The 25,174-nt window shown below is 73.8% G+C and carries 25 protein-coding genes; 13 read left to right on the plus strand and 12 right to left on the minus strand.

Annotation, left to right across the window (positions count from 1 at the left end; all coding sequences use genetic code 11):
* Positions 1–25: 25 nt before the first annotated feature.
* Positions 26–547 carry a hypothetical protein gene (locus tag KPL57_RS41290; RefSeq protein ID WP_226355852.1) on the minus strand — a complete coding sequence of 174 codons (522 nt, stop codon included), beginning with the start codon at positions 545–547 and terminating at the stop codon, positions 26–28.
* An 81-nt stretch (positions 548–628) separates the two neighbouring features.
* Here KPL57_RS41290 and KPL57_RS41295 point away from each other — a divergent pair, with 81 nt between their 5' ends.
* Entirely contained in the window at positions 629–1,891 is a 1,263-nt protein-coding gene (locus KPL57_RS41295; RefSeq protein ID WP_226355853.1) for an MFS transporter, read from the plus strand.
* Positions 1,892–1,900: 9 nt separating this feature from the next.
* Here the strand turns inward: KPL57_RS41295 and KPL57_RS41300 are convergent, their stop codons facing one another.
* Positions 1,901–2,062: a hypothetical protein gene (locus KPL57_RS41300; RefSeq protein ID WP_167379121.1), complete on the minus strand. Its 162-nt coding sequence runs from the start codon at positions 2,060–2,062 to the stop codon at positions 1,901–1,903.
* Between the two features lie 77 nt (positions 2,063–2,139).
* On the opposite strand from KPL57_RS41300, the gene KPL57_RS41305 reads away from it, so the two are divergent.
* The 3 genes from KPL57_RS41305 (at position 2,140) to KPL57_RS70700 (ending at position 4,854) form a co-directional block, all read left to right on the plus strand.
* Positions 2,140–2,334: a DUF3046 domain-containing protein gene (locus KPL57_RS41305; protein ID WP_226355854.1), complete on the plus strand. Its 195-nt coding sequence runs from the start codon at positions 2,140–2,142 to the stop codon at positions 2,332–2,334.
* A gap of 259 nt (positions 2,335–2,593) precedes the next feature.
* The gene (recA, locus tag KPL57_RS41310) at positions 2,594–3,646 is read left to right on the plus strand and encodes a recombinase RecA (RefSeq protein ID WP_020624149.1); all 1,053 of its coding nucleotides are present in this window, start codon (positions 2,594–2,596) and stop codon (positions 3,644–3,646) included.
* A 2-nt stretch (positions 3,647–3,648) separates the two neighbouring features.
* Positions 3,649–4,854 carry a RecX family transcriptional regulator gene (locus KPL57_RS70700; RefSeq protein WP_308253087.1) on the plus strand — a complete coding sequence of 402 codons (1,206 nt, stop codon included), beginning with the start codon at positions 3,649–3,651 and terminating at the stop codon, positions 4,852–4,854.
* Between the two features lie 28 nt (positions 4,855–4,882).
* On the opposite strand, the gene KPL57_RS41320 is transcribed toward KPL57_RS70700, so the two are convergent.
* The gene (locus KPL57_RS41320) at positions 4,883–6,034 is read right to left on the minus strand and encodes a hypothetical protein (RefSeq protein ID WP_226355855.1); all 1,152 of its coding nucleotides are present in this window, start codon (positions 6,032–6,034) and stop codon (positions 4,883–4,885) included.
* Positions 6,035–6,395: 361 nt separating this feature from the next.
* Between KPL57_RS41320 and modA the strand changes: the two genes are divergently transcribed.
* A complete protein-coding gene (modA, locus tag KPL57_RS41325; protein ID WP_374203868.1) occupies positions 6,396–7,187 on the plus strand; it encodes a molybdate ABC transporter substrate-binding protein in 792 nt (263 codons plus the stop codon).
* A 7-nt stretch (positions 7,188–7,194) separates the two neighbouring features.
* On the opposite strand, the gene KPL57_RS41330 is transcribed toward modA, so the two are convergent.
* On the minus strand, positions 7,195–8,319 hold the full coding sequence (locus KPL57_RS41330; RefSeq protein WP_226355857.1) for an alpha/beta hydrolase family protein: 1,125 nt from the start codon (positions 8,317–8,319) through the stop codon (positions 7,195–7,197).
* A 126-nt stretch (positions 8,320–8,445) separates the two neighbouring features.
* On the opposite strand from KPL57_RS41330, the gene KPL57_RS41335 reads away from it, so the two are divergent.
* Positions 8,446–9,009, plus strand: coding sequence for a DUF2231 domain-containing protein (locus tag KPL57_RS41335; protein WP_226355858.1), 564 nt, complete (start codon positions 8,446–8,448; stop codon positions 9,007–9,009).
* Positions 9,010–9,042: 33 nt separating this feature from the next.
* On the opposite strand, the gene KPL57_RS41340 is transcribed toward KPL57_RS41335, so the two are convergent.
* Positions 9,043–9,615, minus strand: coding sequence for a maleylpyruvate isomerase N-terminal domain-containing protein (locus tag KPL57_RS41340; RefSeq protein ID WP_226355859.1), 573 nt, complete (start codon positions 9,613–9,615; stop codon positions 9,043–9,045).
* A 54-nt stretch (positions 9,616–9,669) separates the two neighbouring features.
* On the opposite strand from KPL57_RS41340, the gene KPL57_RS41345 reads away from it, so the two are divergent.
* The gene (locus tag KPL57_RS41345; protein WP_226355860.1) at positions 9,670–10,836 is read left to right on the plus strand and encodes a PIN domain-containing protein; all 1,167 of its coding nucleotides are present in this window, start codon (positions 9,670–9,672) and stop codon (positions 10,834–10,836) included.
* Positions 10,837–10,899: 63 nt separating this feature from the next.
* Here KPL57_RS41345 and KPL57_RS41350 read toward each other — a convergent pair whose 3' ends face one another.
* Complete coding sequence (locus tag KPL57_RS41350; RefSeq protein WP_226355861.1) at positions 10,900–11,796, minus strand: DUF2188 domain-containing protein; 897 nt, start codon at positions 11,794–11,796, stop codon at positions 10,900–10,902.
* 103 nt (positions 11,797–11,899) lie between these two features.
* Complete coding sequence (locus KPL57_RS41355) at positions 11,900–12,298, minus strand: DoxX family protein (protein ID WP_226355862.1); 399 nt, start codon at positions 12,296–12,298, stop codon at positions 11,900–11,902.
* A gap of 393 nt (positions 12,299–12,691) precedes the next feature.
* Here KPL57_RS41355 and KPL57_RS41360 point away from each other — a divergent pair, with 393 nt between their 5' ends.
* Entirely contained in the window at positions 12,692–12,946 is a 255-nt protein-coding gene (locus tag KPL57_RS41360) for a hypothetical protein (RefSeq protein ID WP_226355863.1), read from the plus strand.
* A 60-nt stretch (positions 12,947–13,006) separates the two neighbouring features.
* Here the strand turns inward: KPL57_RS41360 and KPL57_RS41365 are convergent, their stop codons facing one another.
* Positions 13,007–14,458: a glutamate synthase subunit beta gene (locus KPL57_RS41365; RefSeq protein WP_226355864.1), complete on the minus strand. Its 1,452-nt coding sequence runs from the start codon at positions 14,456–14,458 to the stop codon at positions 13,007–13,009.
* Complete coding sequence (gene gltB / locus KPL57_RS41370; RefSeq protein ID WP_374203869.1) at positions 14,451–18,935, minus strand: glutamate synthase large subunit; 4,485 nt, start codon at positions 18,933–18,935, stop codon at positions 14,451–14,453. The genes KPL57_RS41365 and gltB overlap by 8 nt, the downstream gene beginning before the upstream one ends.
* A gap of 588 nt (positions 18,936–19,523) precedes the next feature.
* Between gltB and KPL57_RS41375 the strand changes: the two genes are divergently transcribed.
* Positions 19,524–20,345 carry a (2Fe-2S)-binding protein gene (locus KPL57_RS41375; protein WP_226355866.1) on the plus strand — a complete coding sequence of 274 codons (822 nt, stop codon included), beginning with the start codon at positions 19,524–19,526 and terminating at the stop codon, positions 20,343–20,345.
* Between the two features lie 32 nt (positions 20,346–20,377).
* On the opposite strand, the gene KPL57_RS41380 is transcribed toward KPL57_RS41375, so the two are convergent.
* Genes KPL57_RS41380 through KPL57_RS41390 form a run of 3 tightly spaced genes read right to left on the minus strand, consistent with a single transcriptional unit; the run spans position 20,378 to position 21,938 of the window.
* Positions 20,378–20,740: an Asp23/Gls24 family envelope stress response protein gene (locus tag KPL57_RS41380; protein ID WP_226355867.1), complete on the minus strand. Its 363-nt coding sequence runs from the start codon at positions 20,738–20,740 to the stop codon at positions 20,378–20,380.
* Positions 20,737–21,309 carry an Asp23/Gls24 family envelope stress response protein gene (locus KPL57_RS41385; protein ID WP_226355868.1) on the minus strand — a complete coding sequence of 191 codons (573 nt, stop codon included), beginning with the start codon at positions 21,307–21,309 and terminating at the stop codon, positions 20,737–20,739. The genes KPL57_RS41380 and KPL57_RS41385 overlap by 4 nt, the downstream gene beginning before the upstream one ends.
* Positions 21,300–21,938, minus strand: a complete 639-nt coding sequence (locus KPL57_RS41390; RefSeq protein ID WP_226355869.1) for an RNA polymerase sigma factor — start codon at positions 21,936–21,938, stop codon at positions 21,300–21,302. The genes KPL57_RS41385 and KPL57_RS41390 overlap by 10 nt, the downstream gene beginning before the upstream one ends.
* A 117-nt stretch (positions 21,939–22,055) precedes the next feature.
* On the opposite strand from KPL57_RS41390, the gene KPL57_RS41395 reads away from it, so the two are divergent.
* The 4 genes from KPL57_RS41395 to KPL57_RS41410 all read left to right on the plus strand — a co-directional run bounded on the left by KPL57_RS41395 (position 22,056) and on the right by KPL57_RS41410 (position 25,170).
* Positions 22,056–22,229: a CsbD family protein gene (locus tag KPL57_RS41395; RefSeq protein ID WP_062401261.1), complete on the plus strand. Its 174-nt coding sequence runs from the start codon at positions 22,056–22,058 to the stop codon at positions 22,227–22,229.
* Between the two features lie 73 nt (positions 22,230–22,302).
* A complete protein-coding gene (locus KPL57_RS41400; RefSeq protein WP_226355870.1) occupies positions 22,303–22,620 on the plus strand; it encodes a hypothetical protein in 318 nt (105 codons plus the stop codon).
* A gap of 211 nt (positions 22,621–22,831) precedes the next feature.
* On the plus strand, positions 22,832–24,277 hold the full coding sequence (gene tig / locus KPL57_RS41405) for a trigger factor (RefSeq protein WP_226355871.1): 1,446 nt from the start codon (positions 22,832–22,834) through the stop codon (positions 24,275–24,277).
* 296 nt (positions 24,278–24,573) lie between these two features.
* Positions 24,574–25,170, plus strand: coding sequence for an ATP-dependent Clp protease proteolytic subunit (locus KPL57_RS41410; protein ID WP_062404398.1), 597 nt, complete (start codon positions 24,574–24,576; stop codon positions 25,168–25,170).
* The last annotated feature ends 4 nt before the right edge of the window (positions 25,171–25,174 follow it).

The following is a 25,174-nucleotide window of genomic DNA, read 5'->3' on the forward strand; positions in this document are numbered from 1 at the left end:
GTCGGACCGGGCGTGACCTGCGACGTCAGCGGGCGGCGTCGGCCCTCGTGCGGGGCCAGACCTCCGCGGTGTCCTCGGCCGGGAACTCGGCGACGACCGCCGCGACCGTCCAGACCATCGACGCCAGGAAGTCCACGCCCAGCGCGTCGACGTAGTGCGAGGTCTCGCGGGCGTCGGCCGGGTCGACGAGCGGGGCGACCGTGTAGCGGGCCCGGGCCGCGTAGCGCGGGCCCAGGTTGCTCCCGATCCAGGCCAGTGCCCGCTCGGAGCGGTCGTCGTGGTCGGCGAGCGCGGTGCGGGCGGCGTCGTACCAGTCGGCCAGCACCAGGAAGGCCAGCGACCAGCCGGGCGGGGTGGCGTCCGGCGGCATGTCCCGGTCGACCGCGGTCAGCCGGCGCACGGCGAACCGGGCCGGGTCGGGCCCCGGCGTGGCGAGGGTCTCGCGCACCGCTCCGGCCAGCACGTCGGAGACCATGCGGTAGGCGTTCTGCAGCTCCGCGTCGTCCGTGCCCGCCGACCTGCGTGTGTTCGGGGTCGTGCCCGCCATGTCCACCGTCCTCCGCTCGTGTGGCCGGGCCGGAGCGTAACGCCCTGGCGCGCGGCGGCCGTCGCACGGCAGCATCCGTCCGTGACCGCCGCACCCGACGCCGTCTCCCCGCCGCAGGACCCCGCCCAGCCCCGCCTGCTGGCGGTGCTCGCGATCGGGCAGGTGCTCGGTGGGACGGCCGTCGCGACCTCGATCGCGGCGAGCTCGCTGGTCGCCTCCCGGCTGTCCGGCTCGCCCGCGGTCGGTGGCGTCGCGTCGACGGCGAGCGTGCTGGGCGCGGCGGGTGCGGCCGCCGTCGTCGCACGGGTGGCCCAGGCCCGGGGACGGCGTCCCGCGCTGGTCGGCGGTCATCTGGTGGGGCTGCTCGGCGCGGTCGGTGCCGTCGTCGCGGCCACGACCGGCTCGGTGGCGCTGCTGCTGGTGTCGTTGCTGCTGGTGGGCTCGGGGACGGCGGTCGGGCTCGCCGCGCGCTACGCCGCCACCGACCTGGCCGCGCCGGTGCGGGCCGGCCGCGCGCTCGCGCTGGTGGTGTGGGCGACGACGGTCGGTGCGGTCGCCGGGCCGAACCTGCTCGGTCCGCTGGACGCCGTGGCCGTGTCGGTCGGGCTGCCCGGTGTCGCCGGTCCGTACCTGCTCTGCGCGGTCGCGTTCGCCCTGGCGGCCCTGACCGGGTGGCTGGGTCTGCGGCCCGACCCGCTGCTGCGGGCCCGGGAGCGCGCGGGCACCCCGGCCATCGCGCCGGGGGCCACGGTGGTGCGGCCGTGGGCGGTGCTGCGGGCCTCGCGCCCCGCGCTGCTCGGCGCGGTCGGCATCGTGCTCGGGCACGCGGTGATGGTCGGGCTGATGTCGATGACCCCGGTGCACATGGACCACGGCGGCGCGGCGCTGTCGGTCGTCGGGCTGTTGATCAGCCTGCACATCGCGGGGATGTACGCGCTCAGCCCGCTGTTCGGGTGGCTCGCCGACCGGCTCGGACCGGCGCGGGTGCTGGCCGGTGCCGGGGTGCTGCTGCCGCTGGCGGGGGTGGTCTGCGCCCTCGCCGCGCCGACCGCGACCGGCCTGCTGTCGGTAGGCCTGGTGCTGCTCGGCCTGGGCTGGTCGGCAGCGGTGGTGGGCGGGTCGGCGCAGCTCACGGCGTCGCTGGCGGTGGCCGACCGGCCGCGGGTGCAGGGCTCGGTGGACGTGGCGATGAACCTGGCCGGCGCCGCCGCCGGGATCGTGGCCGGGGTGCTCGTGACGGTGTCGTCCTACGCGCTGCTCGGCGCGCTGGTGGTCGTGGCGACGGTGCCGTTCCTGCTGGTGGCCGCGCGCGCGGCCCGCACGGGACGCCCGGCGGCCGGCTGAGCGGGACCCTCAGCGACGGCGCTGGTGGAGCCACCAGCGCACCAGCACGACCAGCGCGGACAGCAGAGCGAGCAGCGACACGACCTGCCACGCCAGCGGCGACCCGATGCCGGTCGTCGCGAGGACCTCGTCGGCGACGTCGACCGGGACGGTGGCGAGCAGTTCGGACATATCACCCAGGCTACCGGCTCCGGGCCGTCATCGGGCGGACACCGCACGGAACGGGTGACCCGTCTACCCTCGCGGGCGTGCGACTGAGCCACTTCCGGGAACTGATGGAGGGCGAGTTCGGGCCGGTGCGGGCGGCGTCGCTGGCCCGTGACCACGTCTTCGCCGACCTCGGCGGCCGGACCGTCGAGCAGGCGATCGAGGCGGGTCTCGACCTGCGCCGGGTCTGGCGCGCGGTCTGCGCGGCCTACGAGGTCCCACCCGCACGGCGGTAGCGGCGCCCCGGGCGGTCGTGGTGACCGCTCGGCTCCCGTGGGTGCCCGGTCGGCGTGTCGCGGTGTCGGATCGAACGCGTGTTCGTCTACGGTTCCGGCAGGGCCCGCGGTACCGGTCCTGCGGCGCGGTGTCGGACGAGTTGTCCACAGGCGCCGATCCGGGCCCGTAACTGTCAGGGGTACCCCATACCGTTGTGGTGTGCCTCCCCGAAAGACACCAGCAGGACCCGATCGTCGACCACCAGCGAGGAGTCAAGAGATGTCCGCTCCGGACCGCGGCAAGGCGCTCGAACTCGCCCTCGCCCAGATCGAGAAGAACCACGGCAAGGGATCGGTGATGCGCCTGGGCGACCAGGCCCGCGTCCCGATCAGTGCCATCTCCACGGGCTCCATCGCGCTCGACGTCGCGCTCGGCGTCGGGGGCATCCCGCGCGGCCGCGTCGTCGAGATCTACGGCCCGGAGTCCAGCGGTAAGACGACCGTCGCGCTGCACTGCGTGGCGAGCGCGCAGGCCGCGGGCGGTGTCGCGGCGTTCATCGACGCCGAGCACGCGCTCGACCCGGAGTACGCCAAGGCGCTCGGTGTCGACACCGACGACCTGCTGGTCTCCCAGCCGGACACCGGTGAGCAGGCGCTGGAGATCGCGGACATGCTGATCCGCTCCGGCGCGCTCGACATCATCGTCATCGACTCGGTGGCCGCGCTCGTGCCGCGCGCCGAGATCGAGGGCGAGATGGGCGACAGCCACGTCGGTCTGCAGGCCCGGCTGATGAGCCAGGCGCTGCGGAAGATCACCGGTGCGCTCAGCAACTCCGGCACCACCGCGATCTTCATCAACCAGCTGCGCGAGAAGATCGGCGTGATGTTCGGGTCCCCGGAGACCACGACCGGTGGTAAGGCGCTGAAGTTCTACGCGTCGGTCCGTATGGACATCCGCCGCATCGAGACCCTGAAGGACGGCACCGACATGGTCGGCAGCCGGACCCGGGTCAAGGTCGTGAAGAACAAGGTGGCCCCGCCGTTCAAGCAGGCGGAGTTCGACGTGCTCTACGGCGTCGGCATCTCCAAGGAGGGTTCGCTGATCGACGTGGGCGTCGAGCAGGGGATCATCCGCAAGTCCGGTGCCTGGTACACCTACGAGGGCGACCAGATGGGGCAGGGCAAGGAGAACGCCCGCAAGTTCCTCAAGGAGAACCCGGACGTCGCCGCCGAGGTCGAGAAGCGCATCAAGGAGAAGCTGGGGATCGGCGCCGTCGTCGACGCCGAGGAGACCAGCCCGGTCGAGCCCCTCCCGGCCCCGGTCGACTTCTGAGCGTGACCGGCGAGCGCGACGGGTCCGGAGGCACGTCCGGACGGGACGGTGCGGAGCCGACCAGGCCCCGCACCGTCCCGCTCGACGACCTGTTCGGCGTGACCCCGTCGGTCACCGACGAGCAGGATCCGCCCGCGATCCGGACCGCCGACCCGACCGGCGGTGGGCCGGACGAGTCCGTCGCCGAGCCCCCGGCGGTCCCCGGCTGGGACACGAGCCCCCACCAGGTCTCGTTCGCCGCGCTGAGCGGCGCCGACGAGGCCCCCACGACGGCGACCGACCCGCCGGCGGCCTGGTCCCCGGGCCCCGCGGCGGACGGCGCGACGGACGAGGCGGCGGCCCCCGCCCCGGTCCGCAGACTGACCCTCGACGGCCCCGGCCCCGCTTCCGGCGGGAGTGCGGGCGACGGCGTCGACGATGCGGGACCCGGTTCGCCCCGTGTGGTCTCCTTCGAGGAGCTGTCCGGACGGGGTGCTCGCCGCAGCGGACCCCGTCGCGACCGCGCGACCCCGCGTCGGCGTCCGGCCGCCGCGGCAGGCCCGACCGACCGGGACGCCGCGGCCGCCGCGCCCGAGGGCACCGGGCCGGACCCGGTCGAGGAGAGCACCACTCCCCGTGGCCGGCGCCGTGGAGAGGGCCGTGGCCGGGGGAGACGCCGGGGCGTGGACGCCACCCCACGCGTCGAGACACCGCAGGAGCAGGAGACCCGCGCCCGCGACATCTGCCTGCGCCTGCTCACCGACCGCGCCCGCACGGTCAAGGAGCTCGGCGACGCGCTGCGCCGCAAGGAGATCCCCGACGAGGTCGCGCACCGCGTCCTCGACCGGTTCGACGAGGTCGGGCTCGTCGACGACCAGGCCTTCGCCGAGCAGTGGGTCCGGTCCCGGCACCGCCACCGCGGCCTCGGCAAGCGGGCGATCGCGATGGAGCTGCACCGCAAGGGCGTCGACCGCGAGATCGCCGACGAGGCGCTCACCGGTATCGACGACGACTCCGAACGCGACCGGGCCCGCGAGCTCGTCGTACGGCGGCTGCGGAGCCTGCCCGTCGGGAGTCGCGAGGAGCGGCAGTCCAGCGCCCGCAAGCTGGTCGGCATGCTCGCGCGCAAGGGCTACGGGCCCGGGGTCGCCTACGGGGTGGTCAAGGAGGAGATCGCCGCCGCCGGTGCGGAGGCCGACGAGTTGGGCGAGGCCCCGCCCGAGGACTGACCCGTCCCGGGCGGGACCCGCCGCCCGGTCACGACCGCAGGTACCAGGCGAACCAGTCCCGCATCGTCGGCGCGAGGTAGTGGGTGGGCGGCACCTGCTCGGCCGGGAACAGCGCGAACCCCTGCGGGGCGTGCCCGGGCCGGTCGTGGAAGTAGGTCCCGCTGACCCAGGCCGGGTTGATGTCCAGCTCCATGCCACGGACCACGCCGGCGTCGGCGAGCAGCCTGCCCAGCGTGCACACCGACAGCGCCGGTCCGGCGACGTACACCTCGGTGCCGTCGGCGGTCACGCCGAAACCGGACCGGTGGACGAACGCGTTCTGGCCGATCGTGCTGCCCCACTCCGCGGTGCCGCCGGTGGCACACGTCGGGTTCACCGCGCCGTCGTCGACGAGCGGGAGCAGGTTCTGCCGCACGCTCGCGACGTCCGGCCCCATCCCGACCTCGGTGCCCCACGCCCCGACGTCGGCCCGGCCGTCGGTGTGCAGGACCAGGCTGGCCTTGCCGGGCAGCAGCGGCGCGACCGTGCGGCCCTCGGCGTAGTAGCCGTTGTGGCTGGGGTCGGACAGCTTGAACCCGCCGTTGAACGCCACCGCCACGCCGTCACCCGCCCGCCCGGCCAGCGACGTCGACGCGTGCCAGTGCCCGGCGGGCTCGCCGACGCCCGGGTGCAGGGTGCCCCGCACCAGCGCGGGGTCCATCCGCAGCACCCCGGCGAGGTAGGAGGTGTGGGTGTCGTCGACCCGCAGCGTCGTCACCTGGACCGCGGGCCGCCCGTGGTCGGCGACGACGGTCTGCCACACGCCCTCCCCGGGCAGCGGGGCCCCCGCCGCGACCGGGGCGAGCGGCGGCGTCGTCGCCGGGTCGGACAGCGCACCCGGAGCCCGCGGGATCCCGCCGGCCGGGGTGCCGCCCTCGGACGGCGCGTCCACGTCGTACTGGAGCTTCTCCAGGCCGGTGACGAGCCAGTTCAGCCCGTGGTCGCGGGCCCACTCGGCGGTCGCCTCGACCGGCCCGGTCCCGGGGGGCGCGGCCAGCGTCACCGCGCCGACCCCGGCGCCCGCGCCGCCGAGCAGCACCACGAGCACCCCCAGCACGGCACCCGCCCGACGTCGGCGCCGGCGACGCCGCGACGGCCCCGGTGGCGGTGCGATCTCGACGGTGGTCTCGACCGCGCTCATCGCCGCACCGCCGGACCCGGGGTGGACCCGTCCCGCCCGCGGGCCGACCCCACCGCCGTCGTCCCCGGGGCCGGGGCCCCCGGCGGGACCAGCGTCTCCAGCACCATGCGCCGTCGTCCTCCTGCGTCGTGGCGGCACGATCCGCCGCCGTGGGTGACCCTTCCGGTCGTTGCGCAGAGCAACCCCAGAGGACGCTGAGCGATCACTGAGAGTCCACAGTCGAGCCGCGCGGTAGAGATCCGGACCTGCGTGCCGATCGATGGTGCGTAACCGGTGATTGCGTGCATAAGATGCCCGCCGAGCCGCAGTTCGTGATCGGCGAACGGCGCGAGGAGTCGATCCCGGGAGGGTGTTCGTGAGGATCAGAGGACGAGTGGCCGGCGCCGCGCTGGCGGCGACGGCGCTGTTCGCGCTGGCGGGCTGCGGCGGGGGAGCCGGGGGCGGCGGGACCGCCGCGCAGCCGAGCGGCGAGGCGCAGGGCGGCACGCTGACGGTGTTCGCCGCGGCGTCGCTGACCGGCACGTTCGGTGACCTGGAGAAGAAGTTCGAGGCCGCCAACCCGGGCACGGACGTGGTGTTCAACTTCGCCGGGTCCTCGGCCCTGGCCCAGCAGATCAACCAGGGCGCCCCGGCCGACGTGTTCGCCTCGGCCGACCAGAACAACATGACCAAGGTGACCGACGCGGGCAACGCCCAGGGGCAGCCCGAGGTCTTCGCCACCAACACCCTGCAGATCGCGGTCGCGCCGCAGAACCCGAAGCAGATCGCGTCGCTGCAGGACCTGAGCAAGCCCGGTCTGCGGACCGTGGTCTGCGCCCCGCAGGTGCCGTGCGGCTCGGCGACGGAGAAGGTCGAGAAGGCCGCCGGCGTGGACATCACGCCCGTCTCCGAGGAGCAGGACGTCAAGTCGGTGCTGCAGAAGGTCACCACCGGCAACGCCGACGCCGGGCTCGTCTACCGGACCGACGTCACCGCGTCGAAGGGGCAGGCGCAGGGCGTCGACATCCCGCAGGCGTCGGAGGCGGTCAACCAGTACCCGATCGTCGTCCTGAAGAACACGAAGAACGCCGAGCTGGCGCAGAAGTGGGTGCAGTTCGTGAACGGCGACGAGGGCCGTCAGGTCCTGGGGGCGGCCGGCTTCGGCGCGCCCTGACCGCGGATCAGGGGATCGGGGCCGACACCCGTCCCACGAGCCAGGGGTAGGAGTCCGACAGCGCCTGGGAGAACAGGTCGAAGTCGTGCCCGCCACCGGGCACGATCACCAGCCGGTTCTCGACACCGGCCCGGGTCGCCACCGCCGACAGTGTGCGCGCGGCGGCGGCCGGGTCGGTGTCGGCGTCGCCCGCCTCGAACCAGCCGGCGATCCCGGGGACCCGGTTCGCGGCCAGCAGGGTCGCCGGGTCGTGTGCGGCGAACGCGGTCTGCGACCCGCCGAACAGCCCGGCGACGGTGTCCGGGACCCCGCCGTTGGAGTCCCCGACCCGCGGGCCGAGCAGCCCGGCGTAGTCACCGAACGTGGCGAACACCGTGGGGTGGCGCAGCGCCAGCATCACCGCGCAGCTGCCGCCCTCGGACAACCCCGCCACCGCCCACGACGGCCCCGGCGGCCGCGTCCCCAGCAGCCTGCTCACCACCCGGGGCACGTCGCGGGTCAGGTAGGTCTCGACCTTCGCGGTCGAGGTGTCGACGCACTCGGAGTCCGCGGTGTAGGTGCCGTTGACGTCGGGCATCACCAGGATCGGCGCCACCCCGTGATGCTGGGCGGCCCAGGCGTTCGCGACGTCGGCGGCGCCCCCGGAGTCCACCCAGTCCACCGGACGTCCGGGGGTCCCGTGGAGCAGCACGATCACCGGCAGCTGCGGCCGGGGCCGCTCGTACCAGGCCGGCGGCACCCACACGACCGCGGGCCGGGCGGCGAAGTGCGACGCCGTCCCCGGGATCGGGATCTGCACGACCTGACCGGTCGCCGGGACCTTCCGGCTCAGCAGCAGCTGGGCGACCCCGATCCCCTCGACCGGTCCGGTCCCGGCCACGTCACCGACGGTCCGCAGGTAGTCCAGCCCGGCGTTCACCCCGACCAGGGCGTTCGACAGCAGCACCACCGCGACGACGCCCGTCGCGCCCAGCCGGGCGAGGATCCGCAGCGACCGGTACCGGGACCGCCCGGCCCGCCGCACCCCCAGGACGACCAGCACGAGGACCACCACACCGGCGAGGACGAACCCCGTCACGAACTGCCACGTGGTGATCGGGACCGCGTCGATCCCGGTGGTGCCGGCGTCCATGGACCGTTCTCCTCGTGTCGTGCCCGCGAGATCATCCCCTGCCGCTGTGAGGCCCGGGTGAGAACCCGGTGAGGATCTGCTGAGTTCACTGTCCGGAGGGGTGACGCCGGTCCTAGCGTCGCCGGTGTGGAGTCGACGATCGCCGGGCTGCCGGCGCACATCCTGCTGGTGCACGGCGTCGTGGTGCTGGTCCCGCTGACCGCCCTCGGGCTGGTGCTGGTCGCGGTCTGGCCCGCGGCGCGGGTGCGTCTGGTCTGGCCGACCGTGGTGCTCGCCGCGGCCACCCTGGCCCTGGTCCCGGTGACCACCGAGGCGGGGGAGTGGCTGGAGCACCGGCTGCCGCGGACCCCGCTCATCCGGGCCCACACCGAGCTGGGCGACGGGCTGCTGCCGTGGGTCGCCGGGCTGGCCGTGGTCGCCGTCGTGGTCGCGGTGCGCCACGTCGCGGCGGTCCGGGCCGGGCGCCGCGTCCCCGCGACGGTCGGCGGCGGGGCCCCGGAGGTCCCGGCCGGGACGGCGCCCGGCGGGACCGTCGCGACGGTGGTGGTGGCCGTGCTGGCCGTCGTCGTCGCGGTCGGGGCGGTGGTGACGACGGTGCGGATCGGGGACTCCGGGGCGCGTGCCGCGTGGACCGGCCAGGTCGCCGAGCAGCCGCTGGGCGGGTCGCAGGGGGAGCCGGACGGCGGCTGACCGCCCGCGCCCCCTCAGGCCCCGGCGCCGCCCTCAGCGCGGCGCGCCGTACCAGCGCCACCGGACCGGCGCGGGCACACCGCGCCACGACGCCCGGCCGGTGTGGTGCAGCAGCGCCCCGGCCGGGTCGTCGCCCGCGTCGACGTCCGGCCACAGCCGGGCGAGCACGTCCCGGCACGGCGCCGCCGGCAGCGCCCACGCCGGTTCGGTGGCCCGGGTGATGTCGTGGGTGTGCACCAGGACCTCGGCGACGCCCATCGCGGCGAACCCGGCCGCGTCGGCGTCGCCGTAGGGGTGCCAGCCGCGCACCCCCGCGGGCGCGGTCCGGACGGCGGCGGCGAGCATCGCCCCGCCGGTCGCGACGACCTGCAGCAGCCCGGCGGTGCCGACGCCGCCGGGCACCACGATCTCGAACGGCGGGTAGTCGTCGGGCGGGGCGAGCGCCACCTGGGCGGCGTAGCCGAACAGGTCGTCCGCGACGTGCACCACGGTGTCGCGGCACGACCAGTCCAGCGGTCCGGCCGGGGCGGACCAGCCGTCGTCGGGCACCGTCCCCAGCGCTCCGACCAGTACCGTCACCGCGTTCTCGACGTCCTCCGCGCGCATCGGTGCACCGTGCCCTGCGGGCGGGCACCCGGGCCAGCGCATTAGGCTTCCGCGGTGGCCCACGAGGACGAACGCATCGCACTGCTGCTCGACTACGAGAACCTCGCGATCGGCGCCCGCGACGGGCTCGGGGTCGTCCCCTTCGACTTCGGCCCGGTGGCCGACGCGCTCGCCGAACGCGGGCGGGTCGTGGTCCGCCGCGCCTATGCCGACTGGTCCTCCTTCGACGAGGACCGCCGCCTGATGGCCCGCGCCCAGGTGGAGCTCATCGAGATCCCGCAGCGGATCGGCGGCTCCCGCAAGAACGCGGCGGACATCAAGCTCGCCGTCGACGCGATCGAGCTCGCCTACGAGCGGGAGTTCATCACCACCTTCGCCATCGGCACCGGCGACTCCGACTTCACCCCGCTCATGCACAAGCTGCGCGAGCTGGACAAGCGCGTGATCGGGATCGGGGTGCAGTCCTCGACCTCGGCGCTGCTGCCGCCCGCCTGCGACGAGTTCCTGTTCTACGACCGGCTCCCCGGTGTCGAGCCGACCCAGGCGCCCGCGCCGCCGCGTCGTCGCCGGGGGAGTCCCCGCCCGGCTCCGGCCGCCGCCGCGGCCGCGGGACCGGTGTCGACGCCCGCCCCGGTCGCGGTCCCGGAGCCGGAACCGGAACCGATCGTCCCGCCGGACCCGTTCGACGTCACCTTCTCCGACGGCAGCGACGACACCGCCACCACCGGTGCCGAGGAGCGCGACGTCGCGGGGCTCGTCGTCAGCACCCTGGGCGGTCTCGCCCGGCAGGCCGACGGCACCGTGCTGGCGTCGCGGCTCAAGCGCGCGATCCTGCGCAAGGACCCGACCTTCGACGAGGCCGACCACGGCTTCCGCGGTTTCGGCGAGCTGCTGCGCCATCTGCAGGACCGCGGCGCGGTCACGCTGACCACCGGTGCGGCGCAGGGTGACCCCGAGGTGGCGCTGCCCGACGACCCGGACGCCGACCACGACGCGTTCGCGCTGCTCGTCGACGTGGTGCGCGGGATCGCCGCGGCCGGGGACCCGCCGCAGCTGTCCGGGCTGAAGAACCAGCTCCGCAAGCGGGTGCCGGACTTCTCCGAGAAGCGCTACGGCTTCGGCAGCTTCCTGTCCTTCGCGAAGGCGGCCCGCGCCCGGGACCTCATCGCGATGGAGTGGAGCGACGACACCGGCGACTACGTGCTGCGCCCGCCGTCCTGACCGCACACGACCGCGCCCCCGCCGACGAGGTCGGCGGGGGCGCGGTCGCGGTACTGCAGGGACTCAGCGGCCGGCGGCCTTGCGGGTCCCGCGCTGGAACAGCTTGCCCGCGCGCGAGGTGACCGCACCGGTCACGCCGAACGCGGTGGCGACCGCCCCGGCGGCGACGCGGCTGGTGAACCGGATCGGGTTCAGCGGCTTGTAGACGCGCAGGGCGAGGTCGTCGAGCTGCGAGGCGGCACGCTCGCCGTTCTCGTAGAGCCGGCGGGCCAGGCGGGCCCCGGTGTCGTCGAGGTCGTCCTCGACGCGGGCGCTCACGCGCGCGGCCCGGTCCGCGGTGCGCACCGCGGAGTCGGCACCCTGTCCGGCGACGGCCTTGACGGTGGCGGCGGACCGCTCCGCGGACGCCGACACCTCGCCGGCGACCTGCTTGCCGGTGCGCTGGGCGTTCCCGGCCAGCTGCTCGCCGGTGGCCTTCGCGGCCTCGGCGGCGGCCTTGCCCGCCTTCTTCGGGTCCTTGCCCTGGTCGTCGACCTTGCGGGCCTCGGCGGCGACCTTGTCGGCGCCCTTCTTGACGGTCTCGCCGGCCTTCGCCGCGCTGTCACCGGTCTCGCCGGCGACCTTCTTGGCGGTGGTCCTCGTGTCGGCACCGATCTTGTCGGCGGCCTTGCCGGTGGTCTCGGCGGCCTTCGACGCGGTGTCGCCGGCCGCGGTGGCGGTGGCGCTCGCGGCGGCCTTCGTGGCGGTGCCGGCGTCGGCGTCGGAGTCGATGGAGCGGCGTTCGCGCACCGAGCCGTCGGTGCCGTACACGACGAGGTTGCCGCCGCCGTCGTTGGCGATGATCTCCACCGCCCGGGTGATGGCCTCGGCCTGGGTGCTCGTACGGGCACTCGGGCGCTGGGCGTCTTCCTTCTCGACGGTCCAGCCGTCGTCGACCGGCTTGACGTGGCGGTCGGCCATGGCGGGTTCCTCCCCCTTGCGGGACTGACTCGGGCGAACCGGGGTATCCGGATCGGTCTTCTCTCCCCGGAGATGCCCGATGATCGCTGTGCGTAAACGCAGGTCAGCGAGGCGTGGTGAGCGTCTCGTTCCGTCGCGCGACCGCGATCACGGCGGCCAGGGCGCCGAGGACCAGCGGCGTGACGACCAGCGCCCCGCCGTGCAGGACGAATGCCTGGGTGAGCGCCGCACCGATCATCAGCAGGACGAGCCCGGTGGCGGCCGGGGTGGCGAAGCGCCGGGTGCACAGGCCGATCCCGCCGGCCAGCTCGAGGAACCCGACGACGTAGCGCAGCCACTGGCCGAGGCCGATCCCGTCGAAGATCGCGACGGCGAACGGGTCGCCCCAGAACTTCGGCAGCGCCGAGGCCAGGACGAAGAACAGGCCGAGCAGGATCTGCAGCACCCACAGCGCACGGTGTGCGGCGACCGGCATACGGCGGGTGGGGGAGGGAGCGGTCATGGTGGCCTCCGCGGGCACGGCCCCGGCGGTTCCGGGGCACTCACCGCCTACGACCGGCGGGCCCCGGAGAACTCATCGCCTCACGCGGCGACCGGGGCGGGGATACACCACCGGGCATCGGGCCCGCGGCGCGTGGCCGCGGTACCCGATGACCCGATGGTGCCCGGCATCGACAGGGGCTCCCGGTTCTGCAGATGCCGGTCACGGGGTTCAACGCCCGACCCGCCGTCGGGTTGTGGGTGCAGTGGCCCCTGTCTCGCCCGCCACCGTGAGCGGCGCCGCCCCCGCGACGGGCGGGAGCGGATCGCGGTGTGCGTCCGATGAGGAGCATTCCGTCACGATCGCCGGTAGAAGACCGGCGACGGACGGAGTGATCCAGGCCATACTCGTCGCATGCGCGGTGAGCGGTGGCGGGTCGAGGTCGGTACGGAGAACGCGACGTGGTTGGCGACGCAGTGCCGCACCGCGATGCTGGCCCGGGAGTACCGGCCGGTCGACGTGGGCGACGGCGTCGTGGAGTTCGACCGGCTCGCGCTCGGCGCGATCCGCGAGCTCGGCGAGGAGGAGGACGGCTACATCTCCGACGACGCCGAGGGCGTGCGGATCTGGATCGGCGACGACGCGTACGAGCTGGAGCGCATGGACTGACCCCGGCACACGGGAGGGGCCCGGCCTGTGCGGCCGGGCCCCTCGTCCGTGCGTACGACGTCAGGCGATCTGGCGGTCGCCCGGGTCGATCGGGCGGGGCAGCACGGAGCGGCCGGTGAGCCACTCGTCCACACCGGCGGCCGCGGAGCGGCCCTCGGCGATGGCCCACACGATCAGCGACTGGCCGCGGCCGATGTCACCGGCGACGAACACGCCGTCGACCGAGGACATGTAGCGGTCGTCGCGGGCGACGTTGCCGCGCTCGTCGAGGTCGACCTCGAGGTCGTTCAGCAGGGCGCCCTTCTCCGGGCCGACGAAGCCCATCGCGAGGAGCACCAGCTGGGCCGGGAGCTCCTTGTCGGTGCCCTCGACCGGCTCGAAGCCCTTCTCGCCGCGCGTGACCTCGACGATCCGGATGCCGGCGAGCTTGCCGTCGGCGTCCTTCACGAACTCGGTCGTGTTGACCGAGAACAGGCGCTCGCCGCCCTCCTCGTGGGCCGAGGAGACGCGGTAGACCATCGGGTAGGTCGGCCAGGGCATGCCGTCGGTGCGGTGCTCCGGCGGGGTCGGCATGATCTCCAGCTGGGTCACCGACCTCGCGCCCTGACGGTGCGAGGTGCCCAGGCAGTCGGCGCCGGTGTCACCGCCGCCGATGATCACGACGTCCTTGCCCTCGGCGGAGATGGGCGGCGCGTCCATGTCGCCCTGCTGCACGTGGTTGGCCCACGGCAGGAACTCCATCGCCTGGTAGACGCCCTCGGCGTCGCGGCCGTCGGCGGGCAGGTCGCGCCACGCCGTCGCGCCACCGGCGAGGACGACCGCGTCGAAGTCCGCCCGCAGCTGCTCGACGGTGATGTCGGTGCCGACGTCGACCGAGGCCCGGAAGTGGGTGCCCTCGGCGACCATCTGCTCCAGGCGCCGGTCCAGGCGCGCCTTCTCCATCTTGAACTCGGGGATGCCGTAGCGCAGCAGCCCGCCGATGCGGTCGGCCCGCTCGAACACGACGACGTCGTGCCCGACCCGGGTCAGCTGCTGGGCGGCGGCCAGCCCGGCCGGACCCGACCCGACGACGGCGACCTTCTTGCCGGTCTTCACCTCGGGCACCTGCGGGCCGACCCAGCCCTCGTCCCAGGCCTTGTCGACGATCTCGATCTCGACCTGCTTGATCGTGACCGCGTCGTCGTTGATGGCCAGCACGCACGCCGCCTCGCACGGGGCGGGGCACAGCGTCCCGGTGAACTCCGGGAAGTTGTTCGTGGCGTGCAGCCGCTCGATCGCCTCCCGCCAGTCCTGGCGGTAGACCAGGTCGTTCCACTCGGGGATGAGGTTCCCCAGCGGGCAGCCCTGGTGGCAGAACGGGATGCCGCAGTTCATGCAGCGCCCGGCCTGGGACTCCAGGGTCTTCGTCGGGAAGTCCTCGTAGACCTCGCGCCAGTCCATCAGCCGCAGGTCCACCGGCCGCCGGGTGGGCGTCTGCCGGGGAGTGGTCATGAAGCCCTTGGGGTCACCCATGAGCAGCCTCCATGATCGCCTGGTTGACATCGCGGCCCTCGCGCTCGGCGTTCTCCGTCGCGAGCAGCACGCGCTTGTAGTCCTTGGGCATGACCTTGCCGAACCGCTCGACGGCGGCGTCCCAGTCGGTGAGCAGCGCATGCGCCACCGCAGAACCGGTCTCGGCGTGGTGCCGCTCGACGAGGTCGTGCACGATCGACCGGTCCTCGTCCGAGAGCGGGTCGAGGTCGACCATCTCCGGGTTGACCCGGTTCCGGTCCACGTCGAGCAGGTAGGCGACGCCGCCGGACATGCCGGCCGCGAAGTTGCGCCCGGTCCGCCCGAGGACGACGACCCGGCCACCGGTCATGTACTCGCAGCCGTGGTCACCGACGCCCTCGACGACGGCCACCGCGCCCGAGTTCCGGACGCAGAACCGCTCGCCGACGACACCGCGGATGAACATCTCGCCCGAGGTCGCGCCGTAGCCGATCACGTTGCCGGCGATGACGTTCTCCTCGGCGGTGAACGGCGACGACGGGTCCGGCCGCAGGGTCAGCCGGCCACCGGACAGGCCCTTGCCGAAGTAGTCGTTGGTGTCGCCGACCAGCCGCAGCGTGATGCCCTTGGGCACGAACGCACCGAAGCTCTGCCCGGCTGCGCCGGTGAACGTGATGTCGATCGTGTCGTCGGGCAGGCCCTTGCCGCCGTGCGCCCGGGTCAGCTCGGACCCGAGCATCGTGCCGACGGTGCGGTTGACGTTGCGCACCGGCAGGTCCAGGCGGACCCGGTCGCCGTTGCGCAGCGCGCCCTCGGCCAGCTGGATCATGGTGTTGTCCAGCGCCTTGTCCAGGCCGTGGTCCTGCTCGCGGGTCCGCTTGCGCGGCGCGTCGTCCGGCACGTCGGCGATCTTGAAGATCGGCGAGAGGTCCAGGTGCTTGGACTTCCAGTGCTGGGCGGCGGTGTCGACGTCGAGCACGTCGGCCCGGCCGATCGCCTCATCGAGCGAGCGGAAGCCCAGCTCGGCGAGGATCTCGCGGACCTCCTGCGCCACGAACCTCATGAAGTTCACGACGTACTCGGCCTTGCCGTTGAACTTCTTGCGCAGCTCCGGGTTCTGCGTCGCGACGCCGACCGGACAGGTGTCCAGGTGACAGACGCGCATCATGATGCAGCCCGACACGACCAGCGGGGCGGTCGCGAAGCCGTACTCCTCGGCGCCGAGCAGCGCCGCGATGACGACGTCGCGCCCGGTCTTGAGCTGGCCGTCGGCCTGCACGGTGATCCGGTCACGCAGCCCGTTGGCCATCAGCGTCTGCTGGGTCTCGGCCAGGCCGAGCTCCCAGGGACCGCCCGCGTGCTTGATCGAGGACAGCGGCGAGGCGCCGGTGCCGCCGTCGTGGCCCGAGATGAGCACGACGTCGGAGTGCGCCTTGGACACGCCGGCCGCCACGGTCCCGACGCCGACCTGGGACACCAGCTTCACGTGGATGCGGGCCCGCGGGTTGGCGTTCTTCAGGTCGTGGATGAGCTGCTTGATGTCCTCGATCGAGTAGATGTCGTGGTGCGGCGGCGGCGAGATGAGGCCGACGCCCGGCGTCGAGTACCGGGTGGTCGCGATCCACGGGTAGACCTTGCCGCCGGGCAGCTGGCCGCCCTCACCGGGCTTGGCGCCCTGGGCGATCTTGATCTGGATGTCGTCGGCGTTGACCAGGTACTCGGAGGTGACGCCGAACCGGCCGGACGCCGCCTGCTTGACCGCACTGCGCCGCGAGTCGCCGTTCGGGTCCGGGGTGAAGCGGTCCGGGTCCTCGCCGCCCTCACCGGTGTTGGACCGGCCGCCGATGCGGTTCATCGCGATCGCCAGGGTCTCGTGCATCTCCTGGGAGATGGAGCCGTAGGAGATCGCGCCGGTCGCGAACCGGGTCATGATCGACTCGATCGACTCGACCTCGTCGACCGACACGGGCTCGCGCTGGCCGTCCTTGAAGGTGAACAGGCCGCGCAGCGTCATCAGCTTCCGCGCCTGGTCGTCGACGGCCTTCGTGTACTCCTTGAAGACCTCGTACTTCCCGGCCCGCGTGGAGTGCTGCAGCTTGAAGACGGTCTGCGGGTTGAACAGGTGCAGCTCGCCCTCGCGACGCCACTGGTACTCGCCGCCGACCGGCAGCGCCCGGTGCGAGGCACGGACGTCGTCGGCCGGGTAGGCGCGGCGGTGGTGGGAGAGGACCTCCTCGGCGAGCACGTCGAAGCCGACGCCGCCCAGCCGCGAGGTGGTGCCCACGAACGCCGAGTCCACGACCTCGGACCCGAGACCGATGGCCTCGAAGATCTGCGCGCCGGTGTAGGACGCGACGGTCGAGACACCCATCTTCGACATGGTCTTGCGGACGCCCTTGCCGAGCGCCTTGACCAGGTTCTTGGCCGCGGTCCGGCCGTCGACGCCGGGGACGTCGCCGCGCTCGGCGAGGTCCTCGACCGTGGCCATCGCCAGGTACGGGTTCACCGCCGAGGCGCCGTAGCCCAGCAGCAGCGCGATGTGGTGCACCTCGCGGGCGTCGGCGGACTCGACGAGCAGCCCGACCCGGGTACGGGAACGCTCCCGCACCAGGTGGTGGTGCACGGCGCCGGTGAGCAGCAGCGACGGGATCGGCGCGTGCTCGGCGTCCACCCCGCGCTGGGACAGCACGATCAGGCGGGCCCCGCCCTCGATCGCGCGGGACACCTCCTGCTTGATCTCGGCCAGCCGCGACAGCATGCCCTTGCCGCCGTCGCGGGCGAAGAACGTGCCCCGCACGACGTGCGAGCTGAAGCCCGGGAACTCGCCGTCGTCGTTGATGTGGACGATCTTCGCGAGGTCGTCGTTGGTCAGCACCGGGAACGGCACGACGATCGTGCGGCAGTGCGCGGGCGTCGCGTCGAGCAGGTTCTGCTCCGGCCCGAGCTGGCTGAACAGCGAGGTGACGAGCTCCTCGCGGATCGCGTCCAGCGGCGGGTTGGTGACCTGGGCGAACAGCTGGATGAAGTAGTCGTAGAGCTGACGCGGGCGCTCGGAGATGGCCGCGATCGGCGCGTCGTTGCCCATCGAGCCGATCGGCTCGGCCCCGGTGACCGCCATCGGGCGGAGCAGCAGGTTGAGCTCCTCCTCGGTGTAGCCGAGGGCCTGCTGGCGCAGGTTGAGCGTCTCGTGGGTCGGGGTCTCGCGGGTACGCGTGGGCAGGTCGTCGAGCCGGATCAGACCGGCGTGCAGCCAGTCGGTGTACGGCTGCTCGGCGGCCAGCGCGCCCTTGACCTCGTCGTCGTCGACGATCTTGCCGCGCTCGGTGTCGATGAGGAACATGCGGCCCGGCTCGAGGCGGCCCTTGCGGACGACCTTGTCGGGCGCGACGTCCAGCACGCCGACCTCGGAGGCGAGCACGACCAGGCCGTCCTCGGTGACCCAGTAGCGGGCCGGGCGCAGGCCGTTGCGGTCGAGGACCGCGCCGATCTGGGTGCCGTCGGTGAACGCGACCAGGGCCGGTCCGTCCCACGGCTCCATCAGCGTGGAGTGGTACTCGTAGAACGCCCGCCGGGCGGGGTCCATCTCGGTGTTGTGCTCCCAGGCCTCCGGGATCATCATCAGCACCGCGTGCGGCAGGCTGCGCCCGGACAGGTGCAGCAGCTCCAGGACCTCGTCGAAGGTGGCCGAGTCCGACGCGTCCGGGGTGACGATCGGGGTCAGCCGCGACAGGTCGCCGGGCAGGTTCGCGGACTCCAGCAGCGACTCGCGGGCCGCCATCCAGTTCCGGTTGCCGCGCAGGGTGTTGATCTCACCGTTGTGCGCCACGTAGCGGAACGGGTGCGCCAGCGGCCACGCCGGGAACGTGTTCGTGGAGAACCGCGAGTGCACGATCGCCAGCGCGGAGGTCACGCGCTCGTCGTTCAGGTCCGGGTAGAACGCGGCGACCTGCGGCTCGGCGAGCATGCCCTTGTAGATGACGGTGCGCGGCGACAGCGACGGGAAGTAGGTCTCGGTGTCGTGCTCGACCCGCTTCCGGAAGCAGAACGCGCGGCGCTCCAGCTCGATGCCGGCGGGGGCGTTCTCCGGGGCGTCCCCGGTCAGCTCGACACCGCCGACGAACAGCTGGCGGAAGCCGGGCATCGCGTCCCGGGCGATCGAGCCCAGGTCGGCGGCGTCGGGGTCGGTCGGGAGCTCGCGCCACCCGAGGACCGTGAGGTCCTCCTCGGCGGCGAGCGCGTCGATCCGCTCGATCGCCGCGGCGGCCTCGGCCTCGTCACGCGGCAGCATCGCGATGCCGGTGGCGTAGGCGCCCTCCGCGGGCAGGTCGAAGTCGGTGACCTCGCGGTAGAACGCGTCCGGGACCTGGATCAGGATCCCGGCACCGTCACCGGTGTTGTACTCGGCGCCACGCGCACCGCGGTGCTCCAGTCGCAGCAGGGCCTCGATGGCCTTCTGCACGATGGCGTGGCTGCGCTTGCCGGTGACGTCGGCCAACATGGCCACACCGCAGGCGTCGTGCTCGTGATCGGCGGCGTACAGCCCACCGGGCGAGGGGCGACGCGTCTGGTCACTGATCGCGGCCAACTGCTCCTCCTGTCGTCTCGGTGCACCTGGAGCCACCCGCATCGGACGACCCGGACCGGGCAGCTCGCTGCGGTCCGAAAAAGGTTCTCAGAATACAGCGCGCAGCCCGAGTGGGACGTGCGACGAGGGCCGTTCAGGTGCACCGTGCCGCCGGGTGGGTGACCGGCGGACGGAATCTTCCTCCGGGCACGCCTAGCGGCCGGGCGCTGACTTCCAGTACCCGGCCATTCCTGCGGCACGGTTCGACCGCACACCCCGGCGAGTGCGGTCTGGCGAGTGCACAGAGTCGCACGTCGCAACCGCGGTGCGCTACTGAGAGCGGCCCACCGGTCCCGTGATGTGGATCGCTGACCATGCGAGCAGGTCAACGTTGCCGTCCCGTGTCCGGACGGTGAGCGAGGCGTGACCATCCGTCGGGAGCGGCCTTCTACTGCATGGGATCGCCGCGGGCGTCCGAACCGTTACGCACCGCAGCCCGGGGCCCGGGGGAGACTGGGGGCGATGAACGCGTCCCCGTCCCACCCCGCCGCCGCCGAGCCGTCGTCGCCATCACCCGGTCGGGTGACGGACGAGCGGGTCGCCGCCGTGCTGACCGACGTCGCCACGATCGGTCCCTGGTTCGCGGTGGCGACGCCCGCCGCGTCCGGCACCGTCCGGTGGGACGGGCTCTACGCCGCGCCCGTCCCCGGCGGCCCGGACCCGCTCGGCCGGCGGATCGACGAGGTCACCACCGCGCTCGGCGGGGACCGGCGGATCGGGGCCTCGGTGGCGGTGATGGGACTCGCGGCGCGGCTCGTGTCGATGCCCTTCGCGGCCGTGGCCCTGCACGGTGTGCTCCCGTCGCTGGGGGAGCTGCGCCGCGACCCCGGCGCCGCCGACCCGTGGGCGCCGGGCCTGCCCGCCGGGCCCACCGGCGTCGAGACCCCGGACGTCGCCGACGACCCGGCGGGCGCCGCGGACCTGCTCGCCCGCGAGCTCGCCGCCACCCACCTCGAGCCGCTGTACGCCGCCGTCGCCGCCCGGGCCGCGGTGTCGCCGCGGGTGCTGCGCGGCAACGTGGTGTCCTCGATCGGCGGGGCGGCACGGGTCATGGAGGCCATGCGACGCCCGGACCGGCGCCGCTACCTGGCCCTGCTCGACGCGCTCGCCGACCACCCGGTGCTGCGCGGGCCGCTGCCGTCGGGGGCCACCGGGCGCCTGCTCCGCCTCGACGACACCGACCCGGACACCGAGTGGGCGTTCCGGCGCCGCTCCTGCTGCCTCTACGTCCGCGCCCCCGGCGGCGGGACCTGCGGCGACTGCGTGCTCGTCGGCCGGGCCTGACCCCGGCGGGCCCGCACGCGGGCGGGGGAGGGTCAGACCGGCAGCGCGATGTCGGCGACGGTCACCCGCACCCGGGCGTCGAGACCGCACACCGTCGCGACCTCCTCGGCCACCTCCCGGCGCACCCGCTCGGCCAGCTCGGCGCAGTTCGTGCCGAACCGCACCCCGACCGTCACCCGGATCTCGGTCTCGTGCCCGTGCACCGACGCGACCAGGCCCTGCACCCGCAGCTCCTCGGGCACCGGGTCGCGGGGCAGCCAGTCCGCGGCCAGCCCCAGCAGGGTCTGCGCGACGTCGCCCAGCAGCGCCGCCACCCCCGGCACCCGCCGGACCCGCCGCGCCGCCACCCGCGCGACGGCCAGGTCGGAGACGGACACCGTCGTCGGCCCGCTCATGCCGGCTCCTCCCACAGGTCCTCCACCAGGATGTCCACCCCGGCGATCGGCACGCCGAGCGTGCGGTCCCCGGCCGAGATCATCATCTGCCGGACGCGCGCGGTGACCGAGGCGAGGTCGACCCCGAACCGGGCCGCGACCGTCACCCGCACCCACACCGCGGCCGGGCCGTCCGCGGAACCGTCCGGGTCGCGCAGCTGCTCGATCCGGCACCGGCGGGCCCGCAGCCCGTCCATCGTGTCCACGACGTGGCGCAGCGCCGCCTCCGCGGTCGGCCTGCCCAGCCAGGCGTCCGGCCCGAGGGCGAGCAGCTCGTGCGGGCGCAGGTCCGCGACGACCGCGCCCATCACCTGCTCCAGCACCGACGGCGGCGGCCGCAGCGGTTCGGCCGCCATCCGCGCCACCAGCCCACCGAGCCGGTCGTGGTCCGCGTGGGCGCGCACGCAGTGCGGGCAGGTCAGCTCGTGCTCGTCGAGCACACCCGCCTCCGCGTGGTCCCAGACGTCGGCGGCGTCCCGGCCGCAGGCCAGCGGCTCGACGCGCTCCGCCCCGGTCCTCTCTACCGCCATGCCCGCATCCTCTCCGCCAGTGCCCCGCGCGCCCGGTGGATCCGGCCGCGGACGGCGGTCTCACCCGCCCCGGTGATCTGCGAGATCTCGCTGTAGCCCAGCCCCTCCAGCTCCCGCAGCACCCAGGCCGTGCGCTGGTCCTCCGGCAGCGACGCGACGGCCCGCGACAGTGCCGCCATCTCCGCGTCGACCTCGGCGGCCCGCTCCGGGGTGGGGGAGCGGTCGTCGGCCGGGGCGCCCGGTCCGTCGTCGGCCGGGAGCGGGTCGGTCCGTCGCCGCCGCCGGACCAGTGCGGTGCAGCGGTGGGTGACGATCCGGTACATCCAGGTGGAGAAGGCCGCCTCGCCGCGGAAGGTGCCGATCCGCCGCCAGGCGTCGATGAGCGCGTCCTGCAGGGCGTCCTCGGCGTCGGTGGCGTCGCCGAGCACCCGGACCGCGACCCGGAACAGGGCGTTCTGGTGGCGGCGGGCCAGCTCCTCGAACGCGCCGACGTCGCCGTCCTGGGCCCGGACGACCAGCGTGGTCTCGTCCAGCGCGGCCCGCGACGGCACCCGCACCGGCCGCGCCGACGGCACGTCGGGGACCGGGGCCCCGGCGGCCGGTGGGCCGCTGACCTGCGCGTTCGCCATGAGCGCCCCGTCGGGATTGGAAAGTGGAGGGTGGGGGTAGTCCACCCCGTCAAGGACCGTAGCGACCGGCTCGCACCCCCGCCCGCCGGACACGCGATCAGGAAGCAGGTGAGCCCCATGGGTCTCGGAGACAAGATCAGCAACAAGGCCGAGGAGCTGGGTGGCAAGGCCAAGGAGGCCACCGGCAAGGCCACCGACGACAAGGACCTGCAGGCCGAGGGCAAGGCCGACCAGGCCACCGGCAACCTGAAGCAGGCCGGCGAGAAGCTCAAGGACACCTTCAAGAGCTGACCCGCGCACGACGACGGCGGTGGCACCCCACAGCGGGGTGCCGCCGCCGTCTTCTGTGGCTAAGGTCCGCCCCGTGACCGACCCCGCCGCAGGACCCGGCCCGCAGGCCGTCGCGGACGCCGTGCTGGCCCACCCGTCGGTGCTGCGGCTCGACGGCGGCCCGTTCGGCTCGGTCGCGTCGTACCTGCCGGGGCACCGGGTCCAGGGCGTGCGGCTGGCCGACCCGGTGGAGATCGCCGTCGTCCTGCGGCTGGGCAGGCCCTTCGCCGCGGTCGCCGACGAGGTCGCCGACCGGGTCCGTGCCGTCCTCGGCGACGACACCCTGGCCGTCGACGTGACCGTCGCCGACGTCGGTGCGGCCGGCGGCGTCGAGGGCCCCGCCGCGCCGTGACCCGCGCCCGGGCCGTCGCACGGTGACCGGGCTCGCCTAGACTCGCGCGAGCCCCGCCGTCACCGGGCGCGTCCCACGTACCCGGCGGCCGGTGGCACGGGACGCCCGGCGCAGAGCCGGGATCGTCCGGCGCCGGCGGGCGGGGCCACCGACCGGGGGCCGCGCGTGCCGCGGCCCGTTGCAGCACTCGTACCGCCCAAGGAGTTCCACCGTGAAGAGCACCGTCGAGCACCTCAGCCCGACGCGCGTCCGGATCAACGTCGAGGTGCCGTTCGACGAGCTCAAGCCCGACTTCGACCGCGCGTACAAGAAGATCGCCCAGCAGGTCCGCATCCCCGGCTTCCGCCCGGGCAAGGCGCCGGCCCGCATCCTGGAGGCCCGGATCGGCCGTGGCCCCGTCCTGGACGAGGTCGTGAACGCCGCGATCCCGGTCAAGTACCAGGAGGCCGTGGTGACGTCCGAGGACGTCAAGCCGATCGGCCGGCCCGACATCGAGGTCACCGAGATCGCCGACGGCGAGCGCATCGCGTTCACCGCCGAGGTCGACATCCGCCCCGAGATCACCCTCCCCGACCTGGACGGCCTGACCGTCGAGGTCGACGAGACCGAGGTGACCGAGGACGAGGTCACCGAGCAGCTCGACCAGCTGCGCGCCCGGTTCGGCACCCTGGCCGGTGTCGAGCGTCCCGCGCAGTCCGGCGACTACGTCCAGATCGACCTCTCCGCCGCCGTCGACGGCAAGGAGATCGAGGAGGCCACCACCACCGGCTTCTCCTACGAGGTCGGCCAGGGTGGTCTCATCGACGGCATCGACGAGGCCCTCGAGGGCATGTCGGCCGACGAGGAGAAGACCTTCACCTCGAAGCTGGTCGCCGGCGAGCACGCCGACAAGGACGCGGAGATCACCGTCAAGGTGACCACCGTGAAGGAGCGTCACCTCCCCGACGCCGACGACGAGTTCGCCCAGCTGGCCTCGGAGTTCGACACGCTCGACGAGCTGACCGAGAACCTGCGCGAGCGCCTGGGCCGGTCCAAGCGGATGGAGCAGGCCGCGCAGGCCCGCGACCGTCTCCTGGACAAGCTCGTCGAGGACACCGAGGTGCCGCTGCCGGAGTCGGTCGTCGCCGCCGAGGTCGAGACCCGCACCCACGACGCGGTGCACGCCTTCGACCACGACGAGGACAAGTTCGGCGAGTTCCTCTCCTCGCAGGACAAGACCCGCGAGCAGTTCGACACCGAGACGCGCGAGGAGGCCGAGAAGGCCGTCCGCTACCGCCTCGTGCTCGACACCCTGGCCGACCGCGAGGAGATCTCGGTCGGGGACCAGGAGCTCACCGAGCGGATCGTCTACCAGGCCCAGCAGTACGGCATGGCCCCGGAGCAGTTCGTCCAGCAGATCCAGCAGGCCGGCCAGCTCGGCGTGATCTACCAGGACGTCCGCCGCTCCAAGGCGCTCATCACCGCGGTGCGTGCGGCGACCGTCACCCTGCCGGGCGGCGAGGCCGTCGACCTGTCCGACCTGCTCGGGCCGGACGAGGACGAGACCACCGTCGAGGAGATCCCCGCGACCGACGTGGACGGTGCCGACGACACCGCCGACGACGCCACGGACACCACCACCGACGAGGCCTCCGATAAGGCCGACGCGAAGGCCTGATCGGCGGCCGTCACCCGGCCTCGCACGACACGTCGTGCGCTGTCGGCGAACATCGGGCGTCGTTCCCTACGCGGGGCATCCGCTCCGCGTAGGGTCGGCCCCGAACCGGTCCCCCACCGGGACCGTGAACGGGTTCGCAAGACCCGACACCGGAGAACCGAGAGCGATCCAGAGGAAGACTCCGGGACCCCCTCCCGCGGCGTCCGCGCCGCGGGAGTGGGCCCGACTTCGGAAAGCAGGGTGAAGTGAGCCAGCAGGACACCGGCCCGTCCGCGGGCCGCGGCACCGGGCCGCAGATGCGGTCCGGCATCAGCGCGATGTCGCTGTCCGACTCCGTGTACGACCGCCTGCTCCAGCAGCGCATCATCGTGCTCGGTCAGCAGGTGGACGCGGAGATCTCGAACCGCATCGCGGCGCAGATGCTGCTGCTCGCGGCCGAGGACCCGGACAAGGACATCGAGCTCTACATCAACTCGCCCGGTGGCTCGGTCACCGACGGCATGGCCATCTTCGACACGATGAACCTGATCCCGTGCGACGTGGCGACCACGGCGATGGGCATGGCCGCGTCGATGGGGCAGTTCCTGCTGTCGGCGGGCACCCCGGGCAAGCGCTCGGCGCTGCCGCACGCGCGGATCATGATGCACCAGCCGTCCGCGGGCGTCGGCGGCACCGAAGCCGACATCACCATCCAGGCCGAGCAGTTCCGCCGCACCAAGCGGGAGATGGCGGAGCTGATCGCCCAGCACACCGGTCAGTCGGTCGAGACCATCGAGCGCGACTCCGACCGGGACCGCTGGTTCTCCGCGCCGGAGGCCAAGGACTACGGCTTCGTCGACCACGTCGTGACGCACGCCGGGCGGATCGGCGAGCAGAACGGGAGCGACAAGTGAGCAC

Source organism: Pseudonocardia sp. ICBG601 (assembly GCF_020496245.1).